This is a genomic window from Streptomyces sp. S3(2020) (assembly GCF_013044505.1).
GTDB lineage: Bacteria > Actinomycetota > Actinomycetes > Streptomycetales > Streptomycetaceae > Streptomyces.
This window is the reverse complement of the sequence record NZ_JABERD010000064.1, coordinates 18,928-34,509: the sequence shown is the minus strand read 5'-3', so window position 1 is coordinate 34,509 and position 15,582 is coordinate 18,928. Positions and strand designations below refer to the sequence as shown.

Annotated in this window: 13 protein-coding genes; 9 read left to right on the top strand and 4 right to left on the bottom strand. The window is 71.3% G+C overall.

Going from position 1 to position 15,582, the window contains the following annotated elements; genetic code table 11:
• The first annotated feature begins 73 nt into the window (after positions 1–73).
• The 8 genes from HLK59_RS21540 (at position 74) to HLK59_RS21505 (ending at position 7,985) form a co-directional block, all read left to right on the top strand.
• Positions 74–1,027, top strand: coding sequence for a WYL domain-containing protein (locus HLK59_RS21540; RefSeq protein WP_171143125.1), 954 nt, complete (start codon positions 74–76; stop codon positions 1,025–1,027).
• Between the two features lie 18 nt (positions 1,028–1,045).
• Positions 1,046–2,098: a WYL domain-containing protein gene (locus HLK59_RS21535; RefSeq protein WP_171143124.1), complete on the top strand. Its 1,053-nt coding sequence runs from the start codon at positions 1,046–1,048 to the stop codon at positions 2,096–2,098.
• Entirely contained in the window at positions 2,095–2,388 is a 294-nt protein-coding gene (locus HLK59_RS21530; RefSeq protein ID WP_171143123.1) for a hypothetical protein, read from the top strand. The genes HLK59_RS21535 and HLK59_RS21530 overlap by 4 nt, the downstream gene beginning before the upstream one ends.
• A gap of 10 nt (positions 2,389–2,398) precedes the next feature.
• The gene (locus HLK59_RS21525) at positions 2,399–2,593 is read left to right on the top strand and encodes a hypothetical protein (RefSeq protein ID WP_171143122.1); all 195 of its coding nucleotides are present in this window, start codon (positions 2,399–2,401) and stop codon (positions 2,591–2,593) included.
• Positions 2,594–2,854: 261 nt separating this feature from the next.
• Positions 2,855–3,145: a Sec-independent protein translocase subunit TatA gene (gene tatA, locus HLK59_RS21520; RefSeq protein WP_171143121.1), complete on the top strand. Its 291-nt coding sequence runs from the start codon at positions 2,855–2,857 to the stop codon at positions 3,143–3,145.
• A 47-nt stretch (positions 3,146–3,192) separates the two neighbouring features.
• Positions 3,193–4,161, top strand: coding sequence for a twin-arginine translocase subunit TatC (tatC, locus tag HLK59_RS21515; protein WP_171143120.1), 969 nt, complete (start codon positions 3,193–3,195; stop codon positions 4,159–4,161).
• 31 nt (positions 4,162–4,192) lie between these two features.
• Positions 4,193–5,083: a diacylglycerol kinase gene (locus tag HLK59_RS21510; protein WP_171143119.1), complete on the top strand. Its 891-nt coding sequence runs from the start codon at positions 4,193–4,195 to the stop codon at positions 5,081–5,083.
• 40 nt (positions 5,084–5,123) lie between these two features.
• Positions 5,124–7,985 (top strand): DEAD/DEAH box helicase, encoded by a 2,862-nt coding sequence (locus HLK59_RS21505; protein ID WP_171143118.1) that lies wholly within the window; start codon positions 5,124–5,126, stop codon positions 7,983–7,985.
• Between the two features lie 64 nt (positions 7,986–8,049).
• On the opposite strand, the gene atzF is transcribed toward HLK59_RS21505, so the two are convergent.
• From atzF to HLK59_RS21485, 4 genes are read right to left on the bottom strand one after another with little or no spacing between them, the layout of a single operon-like run.
• Complete coding sequence (atzF, locus tag HLK59_RS21500) at positions 8,050–9,693, bottom strand: allophanate hydrolase (RefSeq protein ID WP_171143117.1); 1,644 nt, start codon at positions 9,691–9,693, stop codon at positions 8,050–8,052.
• 25 nt (positions 9,694–9,718) lie between these two features.
• The gene (locus tag HLK59_RS21495) at positions 9,719–13,222 is read right to left on the bottom strand and encodes a 5-oxoprolinase/urea amidolyase family protein (protein WP_171143116.1); all 3,504 of its coding nucleotides are present in this window, start codon (positions 13,220–13,222) and stop codon (positions 9,719–9,721) included.
• Positions 13,219–13,821 (bottom strand): urea amidolyase associated protein UAAP2, encoded by a 603-nt coding sequence (locus HLK59_RS21490; RefSeq protein ID WP_171143115.1) that lies wholly within the window; start codon positions 13,819–13,821, stop codon positions 13,219–13,221. Before HLK59_RS21490 ends, HLK59_RS21495 begins: the two co-directional genes overlap by 4 nt.
• Complete coding sequence (locus HLK59_RS21485) at positions 13,818–14,642, bottom strand: urea amidolyase associated protein UAAP1 (protein WP_171143114.1); 825 nt, start codon at positions 14,640–14,642, stop codon at positions 13,818–13,820. The genes HLK59_RS21490 and HLK59_RS21485 overlap by 4 nt, the downstream gene beginning before the upstream one ends.
• 250 nt (positions 14,643–14,892) lie before the next feature.
• Between HLK59_RS21485 and HLK59_RS21480 the strand changes: the two genes are divergently transcribed.
• A complete protein-coding gene (locus HLK59_RS21480) occupies positions 14,893–15,519 on the top strand; it encodes a TetR/AcrR family transcriptional regulator (protein ID WP_171143113.1) in 627 nt (208 codons plus the stop codon).
• The last annotated feature ends 63 nt before the right edge of the window (positions 15,520–15,582 follow it).

The following is a 15,582-nucleotide window of genomic DNA, read 5'->3' as shown; positions in this document are numbered from 1 at the left end:
TCGGCTTTTGCCGCGCCACTTCGGGGCGGTACGGTCATCGTCAGTAAGCACCATAGGGAGGCGAAGGGCGTCGATGGCCATTGCCAAGGCCGAGCGGCTGATGAACCTGGCGCTGTGCCTGCTGGGGACGCGCAGGCCGCTGAGCAAGCGCGAACTGCGTGAGTCCATCGAGGCCTACCTCGAAGCAGGTAGTGACGACTCGTTCAACCGGATGTTCGAGCGTGACAAGGACGATCTGCGCGAACTCGGGCTCGTCATCGAGACCGTGGAGAACCTCGACGGCGAAGTCGGCTACCTCGCCCGCCGTGACAGCAACCGGCTGCCGCCCGTCACCCTCGACGCCGAGGAGGCCGCCGCCCTCGGTCTCGCCGCCAAGGTGTGGCAGCAGGCGCGGCTCGCGGGGGCGGCGAGCGGTGCCCTGCAGAAGCTGCGTGCGGCCGGGCTGCCCGAGGACTTCGACCCGTACGAGGCGCATGGCGCCCTCGAACCGCGGATCCCGGTGCACGAGGCCGCGTTCGAGCCGCTGATGCTGGCCTGCCGCGACCGCCGTCCGGTCGTCTTCGAGTACCGCAAGGCCACCGCCGCGCGCCCCGAGACCCGCCATGTCGAGCCGTGGGCGCTGGAGTGCTGGCGCGGCCACTGGTATCTGGCGGGCTGGGACCGCGACCGGGGCGCCGAACGGGTCTTCAGGCTGTCGCGGATCACCGGCAAGGTGCGTTCGCGTGGCGCCCGCTTCACCGCCGAGGTGCCCGACGTGGTGACCGTCCGCGAGACCGTCGCGAGCTGGGCGGGGGAGACCGCCGACCGCAGCGCGCGGATCCGGCTGCGCACGGACGCCGGCTACCCGCTGCGGGCGAAGGCCACCGCGGTGCGGGAACTGGGCGGGGGGTGGGACGAGTTGGAGATTCCGTACGGCCATGGCCTGGACGCCTGGCTGGTGGAGTTCGGGCCGGACGTGGTCGTCCTGGAACCCGCCGAACTGCGGGCCGATGTGGTGGACCGGCTGCGTGCCGTGGCCAAGGGCTGAGGGGGAGCGAGCAACACAGTGGCAGGCAAACCGGTCAGGCCCGTCAACGCCATCGACCAGACCCGGCGGATGCTCTCGCTGGTGACCTATCTGAAGGAGCGGCCCGGCGCCCGGGTCGAGGACGTCGCCCGTGCCTTCGGGATCACCGAGGACGAGCTCGTCTCCGACCTCGACGTGCTGCCCATGTGCGGCACCAGCTTCCGGGGCGGCGACCTCCTCGACATCGACACCGACGGCGAGCGCATCTGGTGGCACAACCCCGATGACGTCGCCGAGCCGCTGCGGCTCGCCGCCGACGAGGCCACCGCGCTGCTCGTCGCCGCCCGGGCCGTCTCGACCCTGCCCGGTCTGCGCGAGGGCGACCGGCAGGCGCTGCTGCGGGCCACGGCGAAGGTGGAGGCCGCGGCGGGGGAGCAGGCGGGGGCCAGTTCCCGGCTGTCGGTGACCTTCGAGTCCGAGGGCGGGGTGTTCGCCGACGTCGACCGCGCGATCTCCGAGCGGCGGCGGCTGTGGATCCGCTACTACTCGCCCGCCCGCGATGAGGTCACCGAGCGGGAGATCGACCCGATCCGCCTGGTCAGCGTCGGTCACACCTACGTCGAGGCCTGGTGCCGCCGCTCTGAGGCACGCCGTACCTTCCGGCTCGACCGGGTCGCCGAGATCAAGATCCTCGACGAGCCGTCCGCGCCGCCCGAGATAGAGCTGCGGGACCTCTCGCAGGCGCTGGTGCAGCCGGCCGCCGAGGACCCGGAGGTCGTGGTCGAGGTGAGCCCGGGTGGACGCTGGGTCGCGGAGTACTACCCGCACGACAGTGCGGATGAGCTTGCGGACGGCGGGCTGCGTATTACCCTGCGCACCCCCGACCCGACGTCCCTGCGGCGTCTGGCGCTGCGGCTCGGCCGCGACGGCCGGATCGTCTCGCCGCCCGAGCTCGCCGACAGCGCCCGGCTGGCGGCCCGCGAGGCGCTGGCGGCGTACGACGGGGTCGAGGCGCAGGGTTCACACCGAACTCATACGAACGGCGACGGGCAGTACGACGGTCAGTACGACAGGCAGGAGCAGGGGCTTTGAGCGAGTCGGCGACGTCTGGTGTGCAGGGGATGTCGGTGGCGTCCGCGTTCTCGGGAATGCGGAGCGTCTCCCCGATGGTGTTCCGGGCGGGCTGCCCGGACTGCCGCGGCCATTTCGAGCTCGCCGCCGGGGCCCTGCGGCTGGTCGTCGGCGCCACCAGCAAGACCACCTTCTACTCCTTCACCTGCCCCGACTGCGACACCTCCGTCCGCAAGCCCGCGGGGGAGCGGATCGTCGAGCTGCTGACCGGCGGTGGGGTCAGCACCCTGCGGCTGCACTCCACCCTCTAGGCTCGCCACCATGTTCTGGTCGATGTTCGCGATCGCTGTGGGTTTCCTGGGTCTTCTCGTGCTCGGAGTGCTCGCCGTGCGGGTCTTCCTGGAGGCGCAGCGGCTGGGACGGCAGGTCGCGGACTCGGCGCAGCGCATCGGCAGGGCCGCGGAGGATCTGGAGCGGGCCGCCGTGAGCACGGCCCGTTCTGTGGACGCGCTGTGAGTCCTGCTGTGCACAGGATGTGAGTCCTGCGCCGGAAGCGTTTTGGGTCACTTCGCCCTGTCACCCCGGGGTGCCGGGCAGGTACGCTGCTGGTCGCGGACCGGAGAACGAGGCCCGGGTCGCGGACCGGGAGTACGCACGGGGATTGCCTCACGTTCACCCCTGAGCGTTACGATCGCTGACAACACGATCGTTCGGACACCTGTCCGACCGGTCGGACAGCACCCCACTCCAGCCGCCTCGGTGAGAAGGTAAAGACTTATGTTCGGAAGGCTCGGCGCCCCCGAGATCATTCTCATCCTCGTCGTCATCATCCTGCTGTTCGGCGCGAAGAAGCTTCCCGACATGGCGCGCTCGCTCGGCAAGTCCGCTCGCATCCTCAAGAGCGAGGCGAAGGCGATGAAGTCCGAGGGCCAGGACAACGCGGCCGCCGCGTCCGCCCCGCCCCAGGACGACCAGCAGCCCCAGGTCCAGCGCACCATCCAGGCCGCTCCCGGCGATGTGACCAGCTCCCGCCCGGTCACCGAGCCGACGGACACGACCAAGCGCTGACGCAGGGCCGGTGACCTCCGGCCCGCCGCACGAGATGGGAACGTGGGTTGCTGAAGTCTGCCCGCAATGAGGAGAAGGATCCCGAGGGGCGGATGCCCCTTGCGGATCACCTTCGTGAGCTCCGCAACCGGCTCGCCAAGGCACTGCTGGCCATCGTCGTCGTGACGATCGTCGCCGCCTTCTTCTACAACGACATCATCAACTTCCTGACGAAGCCGATCCTGGACTCGATCGGCTGCGAGCAGAGCTTCGCGGAACTCGCCAGGTCGGCCTCCTCCGACCAGCAGACCGCTGAGAAGTGCGCCCGGATCACCATCAACGGTCTGCTCGCGCCCTTCAACCTGGCTCTCCAGGTCTCGTTGATGGCCGGTATCGTGGTCGCCTCGCCGATCTGGCTGTACCAGCTCTGGGCGTTCGTCGCCCCGGGTCTGCACCGGCACGAGAAGAAGTACGCCTATGCCTTCGTCTTCACCGGCGCCCCGCTGTTCTTCCTCGGTGCCTACTTCGCGTACTCGGTGCTCCCCACCACGGCGAAGGTGCTGATCGACTTCACGCCGAGCGGCAGCATCGACAACCAGCTCCCGCTGGACGATCTGCTCCAGCTCGTCACGCGCATGGTGATCGTCTTCGGTCTCTCCTTCGAGCTGCCCCTGCTGCTGATCTTCCTCAACCTCACCGGGATGATCACTGGCAAGCGGATGCTCGGCTGGTGGCGCGGGATGATCATGGGTATCACCGTGTTCGCCGCCGTCGCGACGCCGAGCACCGACCCGCTGAGCATGCTGGCGCTGGCCGGCCCCATCTGGGTGCTGTACTTCGGCGCGACGCTGTTCTCCCTGGTCAACGACAAGCGGCGACGCCGTCGCGACGCCGAGGGCCCCGATGACGACGAGGCCTCCGACCTGGACCTCACCCCCGAGGACATCGGTGAGATCGAGACGGTCTCCGCGAGCCGGGCACTGCCCGAGCAGGCGTCGGGACCGGACCGGGTCAACGGTTATGACGACGTGACCTGAAGATCGACGAGCCGCTCGTAGGGTCGGTGACGTGACCAGCGAGATCACCCTCTTCGTCAACCCCACCGCGGGTCGCGGCCGGGGCGCCCACGCGGCGCAGCCGGCCGCTTCCGCTTTGCGGGCGGCCGGTTTCTCCGTATGTACGGTCCTCGGGGAGAACGCCGAGGACGCCCTCACGCGCGCGCGTGCCGCTGTCGCGGACGGCACCGGCGCCCTGGTCGCCGTCGGGGGCGACGGCATGGCCAGCCTGGCCCTCCAGGCCGTCGCCGGTACCCGCACCCCGCTCGGCCTGGTCGCCGTCGGCACCGGCAACGACCTCGCCCGCGCCCTGGGCCAGCCGGTGCGCGACCCGGCCGCCGCGGGCCGGCGGATCGCCGAGGCCCTCAAGGGCGGCGACCTGCGTGACATCGACCTGGGGCAGGCCGACGGCCGCTGGTTCGGCACCGTCCTCGCCTCCGGCTTCGACTCCCGCGTCAACGACCGCGGCAACCGCATGCGATGGCCCACGGGCCGTTTCAGGTACGACGTGGCGTTGGTCGCCGAACTGGCCGCGTTCAAGCCCTTCCCGTACCGGATCAGGCTCGACGACGGCGAGGTCCGGGAGATCGACGCGACTCTCGTCGCGATCGGCAACGGATCGTCGTACGGCGGAGGCATGCGGATCTGTCCCGGCGCCGACCTCACCGACGGGCTGTTCGACATCACCGTGGTCGGGGACTGCACCCGGGCCACGCTGCTCAAGGTGTTCCCGAGCGTGTACCGGGGCACGCACGTCGACCATGCCAAGGTCACCGTGCACCGGGCGGCGAAGGTCGAGATCAGCGCCGTGGGGATCACGGGCTACGCCGACGGGGAGCCGCTCGGGCCGCTGCCGCTGACCGCGCGTTGCGTTCCGGGCGCGGTGCGCGTCGCGGGGCGCTGAAGTGCACGGACCCCGGGTTTGACAAGACGGGATCCGGATAATGATCGTCCTGTTGTCAGTGGCGCCCGGTACGCTCGAAAGCACGATGACAGAGGACCTCTCACCGGCCGAGCGGTACGCGGCCGCGCGCGTGCGCGCCGCCGAGCAGGCCACCGCGCTCGCCGACTTCCGCGAGATGTACGACTTCGGCCTCGACCCCTTCCAGATCGAGGCCTGCCAGGCGCTCGAGTCCGGGAAGGGCGTGCTGGTGGCCGCCCCCACCGGCTCGGGCAAGACGATCGTGGGCGAGTTCGCCGTCCACCTCGCCCTGCAACAGGGCAAGAAGTGCTTCTACACGACACCCATCAAGGCGCTGTCGAACCAGAAGTACGCCGACCTGTCGCGTCGTTACGGCGCCGACAAGGTCGGCCTGCTCACCGGCGACAACAGCGTCAACTCCGACGCCCCGGTGGTCGTGATGACCACCGAGGTGCTGCGGAACATGCTGTACGCGGGTTCGCAGACCCTGCTCGGGCTCGGGTACGTGGTCATGGACGAGGTGCACTACCTCTCCGACCGCTTCCGCGGCGCCGTCTGGGAGGAGGTGATCATCCACCTCCCGGAGTCGGTCACCCTGGTCTCCCTCTCGGCGACCGTGTCCAACGCCGAGGAGTTCGGCGACTGGCTGGACACCGTCCGCGGCGACACCGAGGTGATCGTCTCCGAGCACCGGCCCGTGCCGCTGTTCCAGCACGTGCTCGCCGGGCGGCGGATGTACGACCTGTTCGAGGAGGGCGAGGGCCAGAAGAAGGCCGTCAACCCCGACCTCACCCGGCTGGCCCGGATGGAGGCGCAGCGCCCGTCGTACCAGGACCGCAGACGCGGCCGTGCGATGCGCGAGGCCGACCGGGAGAGAGACCGCAGACAGCGGTCGCGGGTGTGGACCCCGGGGCGGCCCGAGGTCATCGAGCGGCTCGACGCCGAGGGGCTGCTGCCCGCGATCACCTTCATCTTCAGCCGGGCCGCCTGCGAGGCCGCCGTACAGCAGTGCCTGTACGCCGGTCTGCGGCTCAACGACGACGAGGCGCGGGGCAGGGTGCGCGCGCTCGTCGAGGAGCGCACCGCCGCCATCCCGACCGAGGACCTGCACGTCCTGGGCTACTACGAATGGCTGGAGGGCCTGGAGCGCGGAATCGCGGCCCATCACGCGGGCATGCTGCCGACGTTCAAGGAGGTCGTCGAGGAACTGTTCGTCCGGGGCCTGGTGAAGGCCGTGTTCGCGACCGAGACCCTCGCGCTGGGCATCAACATGCCCGCGCGGTCGGTGGTGTTGGAGAAGCTCGTCAAGTGGAACGGCGAGCAGCACGCGGACATCACGCCGGGCGAGTACACGCAGTTGACCGGGCGTGCCGGGCGGCGCGGTATCGACGTCGAGGGCCATGCCGTCGTGCTGTGGCAGCGCGGCAGCAGTCCCGAGCATCTCGCGGGCCTCGCGGGCACGCGCACGTATCCGCTGCGCTCCAGCTTCAAGCCGTCGTACAACATGGCGGTCAACCTCGTCGACCAGTTCGGGAGGCATCGCTCGCGCGAACTCCTGGAGACGTCCTTCGCGCAGTTCCAGGCCGACAAGTCGGTCGTGGGGATCTCGCGGCAGGTGCAGCGCAACGAGGAAGGTCTTGAGGGCTACAAGGAGTCCATGACCTGCCACCTCGGTGACTTCGAGGACTACGCGCGCCTGCGGCGGGAGCTGAAGGACCGCGAGACCGAACTGGCCCGGCAGGGTGCCAGCGAGCGGCGGGCCGAGGCGGCCGTCGCGCTGGAGAAGCTCAAGCCGGGTGACGTCATCCATGTGCCGACGGGCAAGTACGCCGGACTGGCACTGGTGCTGGATCCGGGGCTGCCCGCCGGGCGGTCCAACGGGCATCGCGGGTTCGAGCACCACGACGGGCCGCGCCCGCTGGTGCTGACCGCCGAGCGGCAGGTCAAGCGGCTCGCCTCGATGGACTTCCCCGTACCGGTCGAGGCGTTGGAGCGGATGCGGATCCCCAAGTCCTTCAACCCGCGCTCGCCGCAGTCACGCCGGGACCTCGCCTCCGCCCTGCGCACCAAGGCGGGGCACATCCCGCCGGAGCGGGCCCGCAAGAAGCGCTCGCAGGCCGCGGACGACCGGGAGATCGCGCGGTTGCGGACGGCCATCCGGGCCCATGCGTGCCATGGGTGCGACGAGCGTGAGGACCACGCGCGGTGGGCCGAGCGGTACCACCGGCTGCTGCGGGACACCTCGCAGCTGGAGCGGCGTATCGAGGGCCGCACGAACACCATCGCACGGACCTTCGACCGGATCGTCGCGCTGCTGACCGAGCTGGACTATCTGCGGGGTGACGAGGTCACCGAGCACGGGAAGCGGCTGGCGCGGCTCTACGGTGAGCTCGATCTGCTGGCCAGCGAGTGTCTGCGGGCCGGGGTGTGGGAGGGGCTCGCTCCCGCCGAACTCGCGGCGTGCGTCTCCGCGTTGGTGTACGAGGCGCGGGTCGGTGACGATGCGATGGCGCCCAAGCTGCCGTCGGGCAAGGCGAAGGCCGCGCTCGGGGAGATGGTGCGGATCTGGGGGCGGCTGGATGCCCTGGAGGAGGACTTCCGGATCACCCAGACCGAGGGTGTCGGTCAGCGGGAGCCGGATCTCGGGTTCGCCTGGGCCGCGTACATGTGGGCATCCGGTAAGGGGCTCGACGAGGTGCTGCGGGAGGCGGAGATGCCGGCGGGCGACTTCGTGCGGTGGTGCAAGCAGGTGATCGATGTGCTGGGGCAGATCTCGGCCGCGGCGCCTGTCTCCGGTGGGCAGGGGTCCACGGTCGCGAAGAACGCGCGTAAGGCGGTTGACGAGTTGCTGCGGGGGGTTGTGGCCTACTCGTCCGTGGGGTGACGGATGCGTTGGCGGGTGCGGGGGGACTGTGGCTGGTCGCGCAGTTCCCCGCGCCCCTAGGGAGTTATGCCTGCTCGGCGCTTACATATGACCGCCAGCCTCCGTACGACGTGATGTCCTCGGCGTTCTCCAGCGCGCTCGGTTCGCAGAGGAAGCCGGGGACCTGGATGCCGTCCGACAGCTCCACGCTGCCAAGGGTCATCGGGCGGGGGAGGGTGGACAGCAGGCGGCCCAGGCCCTCCGCCGGAAGGCGCCACACCTCTGCCTCGATCTGCGCGCCGCCCTCGCCGATGTGGACCAGGCCCGGCTTCGGGGGATCTGTACGGAGTGCGTGCAGACGGTAGACCGGGGCCGTGGTCGTCGTACGGTCCAGGCGGGCGCCCAGGGCCAGGAGCTGGGGGTTCAAGGGCTGGCCCGACAGGTGGGCGCCGACCACGGCCAGCCGTGTCTCCGGCTGGAGCAGCGCCGCGATCCGGGCGAGTCGTTCGTCCGTGTGCGCCGGGCCGATCAGCATCACGCCGAACGGGAGGCCGTTCGCCTCGCCCGCCGGGACGGCGATCGCCGCCTGGTCGAAGAGGTTGGTGGAGTTGGTGAAGCGGCCGAGGCGGGCGTTGGCGCCCAGAGGGTCGGCGGCGACCTCGGCGAGGGTGGGGTGGCCCGGTGTGGTGGGCAGCAAGAGGGCGTCCGCGTCGGCGAGTTCGGTTTCCGCGCGGGTGCGCAGGGCGGCCAGACGGTCCTGGTCGGCGTAGAGCTGGTGGGCCGGGATGTCACGGGCGCGGGTGATGATGCCGGCGACGGTGGGGTCGAGGCCGGTGCCGCCTTCTGAGGTCAACTTGTCGACAAAGGACCCCACCGCGGTGTACCGCTCGGCGACGAAGGCGCCCTCGTACAGCATCGCGGCGGCCTCGGTGAAGGGCGTGAGGTCGATCTCGCGAACCGACGCACCCGCCGCGACGAGCCGTTCCACCGCCGCCTCGTACGCCTGCGCCCAGCCCTCGTCCAGCTCGCCGAGCTGCTCCCGCGGCGGGACCGCGATCCGCCAGGGCCCCGGTGGGCGCCCCGGAAGGGCGGGCTGTGCACCGGTCGCCATGTGGGACAGCGCCTGCTCGGCTTCCGGGAGGGTGCGGGCGAAGACCGTCACGCAGTCGAGGGAGGCGCAGGCCGGGACGACGCCGGCCGTCGGGACCAGACCCCGGGTGGGCTTGAGGCCGACGATGCCGTTGAAGGCGGCCGGGACCCGGCCCGAGCCCGCGGTGTCGGTGCCGAGGGCCAGGTCGGCGATGCCGAGGGCCACCGCCACCGCCGAGCCGGAGCTGGAGCCGCCGCTGATGCGCTCCGGGTCGTGGGCGCCGCGTACCGCGCCGTGCGGGGAGCGGGTGCCGACCAGGCCGGTCGCGAACTGGTCCAGGTTCGTGGTGCCCAGGACGATCGCGCCCGCCGCCCGCAGCCGGGCCACCACCGGTGCGTCGGCCTCGGGGTGGTAGGCGTACGCCGGACAGCCCGCCGTGGTGGGCAGCCCCGCGACATCGATGTTGCCCTTGACGGCGAGGAGGCGACAGGCGAGGGGGAGGCGCTCACCGGCGGCCACGCGTTCGGCCAGGGCGCGTGCCTCCGCCTCGACCTCGTCCTGCGGGCGCAGGTCGATCCAGATCTCGGGGCGGTCCACGGCCTCGATGCGTGCGTAGGCGGCTCGGACTCTCGACAGCATGCGTTCCTCTTTCCGTTCGCGGGCTTCAGTTCACCGGTGCGAGCACGACCAGTGCCGTCCCCGCCTCCACCTGGTCGCCCGGCCTCGCCAGGATCTCCGTCACCACGCCGTCCATCGGTGCGTGCACCCTGGACTCCATCTTCATCGCCTCCAGCGCGAGCAACGGCTGGCCCACGCTCACCTCGTCGCCCGGTGCGACGTTCAGCTGCCACACGGAGGCCGCGAACTCCGCTTCGACGAGCCGGCCGCCCTCCGGGACCTCGACCGGCGCCTGGGGTGCGGCCGGAGCGCTCACCGCGTCCGCTCGGGCGAACTCGCCCGCCGCCTCCCAGGCATCCCGCTCGGCCCCGAAGGCGGCCTGCTGGCGGACCCGGAACTCCGCTATGGACTCGGCGTTCTCGGCGAGGAACCTCCGGTACGCGGAGAGAGAGAAGGTGCCCTCCTCGATCCGTGGCACGAACCGTCCGGACGTGATGTCGGCCCGCAGCTCCAGGAGTTCGTCGGCGTCGACCGGATACCACTTGATCCGATCGAAGAACCGCAGCAGCCAGGGCGACCCCGGCTCGAACGCGCCGCGCTGCTGCCACCCCGACCACACCTGGGTCGTACGGCCCACGAACTGGTAGCCGCCGGGCCCCTCCATGCCGTAGACGCACAGGTAGGCGCCGCCGATGCCGACGGAGTTCTCCGCGGTCCAGGTCCGGGCCGGGTTGTACTTGGTGGTCACCAGGCGGTGCCGTGGGTCCAGGGGCGTGGCCACGGGCGCGCCCAGGTAGACATCGCCCAGGCCCAGTACGAGGTACTCCGCGTCGAAGACCGTGTCGTAGACGTCGTTCACCGAGTCCAGCCCGTTGACCCTGCGGATGAACTCGATGTTCCACGGGCACCAGGGTGCGTCGTCCCGGACCCCCGCCATGTAGCGGGCGATCGCCTCGCGGGTCGCCGGGTCGTCCCAGGACAGGGGGAGGTGGACGGTCCGGGAGGGGACGACGAGCTCGTCGCTCGGGGGGAGGGATACGGTGATCTCCCGTACCGCGGCGAGGAGTTCGTGCTGCGGCAGGCGCCGTGGGTCAGTCTGGATCTGGAGTGAGCGGATGCCGGGCGTGAGGTCGGTGACCCCGTCCAGGCAGGCGTCGGTCACCGCCTCCATCAGGGCGTGGACGCGCATGCGCAGCGCCAGGTCGAGTTGCATCGGGCCGAACTCGACGAGGAGGTTGTCGTCGCCGCTGCGGCGGTAGGTCACATCGCCGTCGCGGGCGAGGATGCCTCCGTCGACGATGGCAGGGCGGGGCTCACCGTCGGTGTCCACGGGCAGGAACCGCACGGTGTCGCCGGGTCGCAGCTGGCCCAGCTTCCAGCGCTCGCCGCTGAGCACGGTCGCCGGGCACACGAAACCACCGAGCGAGGGGCCGTCCGGGCCCAGCAGCACCGGCATGTCGCCGGTGTAGTCGACGGCGCCGACGGAGTAGGGGGTGTCGTGGATGTTGGACGGGTGCAGGCCCGCCTCGCCGCCGTCGGTGCGCGCCCAGCGCGGCTTCGGGCCGACGAGGCGGACCCCGGTGCGGGCCGAGTTGAAGTGGACTTTCCAGTCGGCGGCGTAGAAGTCGTGGATGTCGTCCTCGGTGAAGAACTCCGGTGCCGCATGGGGGCCTTCGGCGGCGCCGATGTGCCAGGTCCGGGTGAACAGGGGCGGGTCGTCGACCGGCCTGCCCTCGGCTTGGCCGCCGCCGTGCAGGACGTCCCCCGTGCGCAGGGCGCGCCCGCCGTGGCCGCCGAAGCGGCCCAGCGTGAAGGTGCTCGCGCTGCCCAGGAACGCGGGTACGTCGAGCCCTCCGGCGAACAGCACATAGGTCCGCAGGCCGTGTTCACCAGGCGCCCCGATGTCCAGCACGGCCCCCGCGGGCACGGTCACCGGCTGCCACTGGGCAACCGCGGAGCCGTCCACGGTCACCGGTGCGGGCGCCCCCGTGACACACACGGTGGTGGCGTGGCTGAACCTCAACGAGGGGCCCTGGAGGGTGCATTCGAGCCCTGCCGCCCCCTCGTGGTTGCCGAGGGCCTGGTTGCCGAGCCGGAAGGACAGGTCGTCCATGGGGCCGCACGGGGGCACCCCGACCTGCCAGTAGCCGGTGCGGCCCGGCCAGTCCTGCACGGTGGTGAGGGTGCCCGCGGAGACGACCTCGATCCGAGGCGTGCGGTCGCGCACCCCGGCGAGGGTCGCCGTCGAGTGGGTCGCCCCGATGAAACGGGAGTCCGCGAGCGCCGCCCTGACCAGGCCCAGGTTCGTCTCGATGCCGTCGACGCGGGTGCGGGCCAGCGCCTCGTCGAGCCTGCGGAGCGCATGGGCCCGGTCCGAGCCGAACGCGATCACCTTCGCGAGCATCGGGTCGTACGACGTCGTCACCTCGGTACCGGTCTCCACCCAGCCGTCGACGCGCACGCCCGGCGGGAACTCGACCCGTGTCAGCAGTCCGGCGCTGGGCCGGTGTTCGCGGGACGGGTCCTCGGCGTAGATCCGGGCCTCGACGGCGTGACCGTGCGGGGTGTCCGGCTCGCGGACGACGTCGCTCTCGCCGCGGGCCAGCCGCAGCATCCAGGCGACCAGGTCGACGCCGTAGATCTCCTCGGTGACCGGGTGCTCCACCTGGAGGCGGGTGTTGACCTCCAGGAAGTAGGCCTCCTCGCGGGTGGCGTCGTAGACGAACTCGACGGTTCCGGCGGAGCGGTAGCCGACCGAGGCGCACAAGTCGTGGGCCGAGCGCGCGAGTTGCTCGCGCACGTGGTCCGGCAGGCCCGGTGCCGGTGCCTCCTCCAGCACCTTCTGGTTGCGGCGCTGGAGAGAGCAGTCGCGGTCGCCGAACGTGACGACCCGGCCCTCCCCGTCGCCGAAGACCTGCACCTCGACATGGCGGGCGTGCTCGACGAGGCGTTCCAGGAAGACACCGGCCGAGGAGAAGGAGGCGGCGGCGACACGCTGTACGCGCTCCCAGGCGTCCGCGAGTTCATCGCCCGAGCGGCATGCCGACATGCCGATACCGCCGCCACCGCCGGTCGCCTTGAGCATCACGGGGTAGCCGATGACCTCGGCCTGTGCGAGGGCCTCGGTGAGCGAGGCCAGCAGCCCTGTCCCCGGTGCCAGCGGCACCCCCGCCGACTCGGCCGCCGCCCGTGCCGTGTGCTTGGCGCCGAAGAGCTCCAACTGCTCCGGCGTCGGGCCCACGAACACGATCCCGGCCTCCTCGCAGCGCCGGGCGAACGCCGCGTCCTCGGAGAGGAAGCCGTATCCGGGGTGAATGGCGCCCGCTCCCGTGTCCTTGGCCGCCTTCAGCACCAGATCCGCGTCGAGGTACGACTCCTTGGCGGGCGCGGGACCCAGTCGTACGGCCTCGTCCGCGAGCCGTACATGAGGTGCCGTGCGGTCCGGGTCGGAGTACACGGCGACCGTGCGCAGGCCGAGTTCGCGGGCGGTGCGGATGATCCGTACCGCGATCTCGCCCCGGTTGGCGACGAGCAGGGTGTCGAAGGTCATGTGCCCGCTCCGCTGATCGTCATCTCCACGGCCGTCGGCTCGAAGCCGTTGCAGGGGTTGTTGATCTGCGGGCAGTTGGAGACGAGGACCAGGACGTCGCGCTCGGCGCGCAGGGTCAGTCTCAGACCGGGTGCCGAGATGCCGTCGACGATGCCGAGGGTGCCGTCCTTCTCGACCGGCACGTTCATGTACCAGTTGATGTTGGAGACCAGGTCCCGCTTGCCGAGGCCGTGACGGGCGCCCTCCGCCAGGAAGTTGTCCACGCACGCGTGCTGCGACCAGGTGTGGTGGCCGTACCGGAGTGTGTTGGACTCCTTGGAGCAGGCACCGCCGACCGTGTCGTGGCGGCCCACCTCGTCGTCGGCCACGGTCATCAGCGCGGTGTGCTCGTTGGACATCAGCACGGTGCCCGTGGTCAGGAAGACGTTGCCCTGGGCCTGGATCGTGTCGGGCGCGCTGTAGCGCACGGACGTGTCGTGGGCGTCGTAGACGAGGAAGTCGACGGCCTGGTTGCCGTGCAGATCGGTGACGGTGAGGGTCTGCCCGGCGCGGACGACGGCGGACCAGGCGGCACGGGCGGGAACGACGGTCGTGGTCATACGAGCCCCCTCGCGGCAAGGAGTTCGGCGGTGTTGAGGAAGGCGCGGCGGCCCTCGGGGGTGGCGTCCCACAGCGGGTCGCCGGGCCCGGTCGCGGTGGCACGCCAGGCGAGCACCTCCAGCGGGGTGCTGACGTAGTCGGGCCGTGGGTCGGCGGGGTGCGGCACGTTGGCGAGGAGCACGGTGACGTCCTGCTCGGTCCGCAGCGTCACGCTCCCGCCCGGGCCCGTCGATCCGGTGAAGTCGAGGGCGCCGTCCTCGCGGACCTCCACGCCCTGGAAGAAGGAGAGCGAGGGCGGCAGATCGCGCGGGGCGAGCCCGTTCTTCGCCGCCGCCAGCTTGAACAGCTCCCGTCCGGCGGGGGAGCCGGACTGCGGGGTGCCGTCGCCGTACCGCTCGGTGTTCCGTACGAGGGCGGAGGTGCCGCACAGGGCGTCGTGGCGGCCGGAGGTGTCGGCCACCAGCGAGGCGAGGACCCGGCCCTGGTCGGACAGGAGCAGCACGCCCTCACCCAGATAGGCGTTCCACTGCACCTTGACCGTGTCGGCCACGTTCAGCCGTTCCCAGGGCCGGTCCGCCGCGTACAGCAGCAGATGCGCGCAGGCGTCGCCGCGCAGGTCGGTCAGGCGCAGTTCGGTGCCGCGGGCGAGTACGCGGTGCGTGTAGTTGCCGCCCGCGACCGTCTCGGCCCAGACCAGGGGGCCCGCCTCGCGGGGCGGTCGCGGCCAGTCCGCGGCCGGCACGACGGGCATGGCCTCGGCGTGGGCGCCCTCCTGGGCGCGGGCGTGATCGCGGGCTCCGTAAGTGGTCGATGTCGCCATCGCGGGACCTCCGGCTCCGGTGCTATTTCTGTCGTGCGACAGAAATTAGGAGCGAGGTGGGTCGGAGGGATTGCCCGGGGGTTGCGGGGCGGTTACCGAGCCCTCACCCGTGTCGGTCGAGTCCTCATCCGTGTCGGCCGGGCCCTCGTCCGTGCCGGCCGGGCCCTCGTCCGTGCCGGCCGGGCCCTCATCCGTGCCGGCCGGGCGCTCTCGAAGATCACCGGATGGTGCCCTGTGCGAGGATCGGCGTATGGGAACGACGGGTGGACGGCGGGTCGGCAGACCGCGTGCCGCGCAGCGGCCGGACAGCGGGCTGGAGCCGCGTGACGAACTGCTCGCCGCCGCCGCGGAGTTGTTCACCACCCGGGGCTACGCGGCCACCACCACCCGGGCCGTCGCCGAGCGCGCGGGCATGCGGCAGGCGTCCATGTACCACTACGTCTCCGGCAAGGAGGAACTGCTCGCCCGGCTCCTGGAGTCGACGGTCACCCCGTCGCTCGGGTACGCCCGTGAGCTCCTCGCCGACGACGCGACCGCGGCCGAGGACCGGCTGTGGGAGCTGTGCCGCGCGGACGTGGAGCTCCTGTGCGGCGGCCCGCACAACCTGGGCGGCCTGTATCTGCTGCCCGAGGTGCGCGCCGAGCGGTTCGCAGGCTTCCACGCGGTGCGCGGCGAACTCAAGGACGCCTACCGGCAGTTGCTCGCCGCGACCCGCGCCGGCGGCGCGCTCGCCAAGAGCGAGCTCGATCTCCGTACGGATCTGTTGTTCGGGCTGATCGAGGGCGTCATCCTCGTCCGTCGCTCGGACCCCGACCGCCCGGTGGCGGTGTTTGCGGAAGCCACCGCGGACGCGGCCCTGAGGATCGCGGGCGCCTGACCTTCACCCGTCACGGTGAGTGGTTTTCGTATGCCTGTACGCCGTCACGCACCGTGTGCGAGC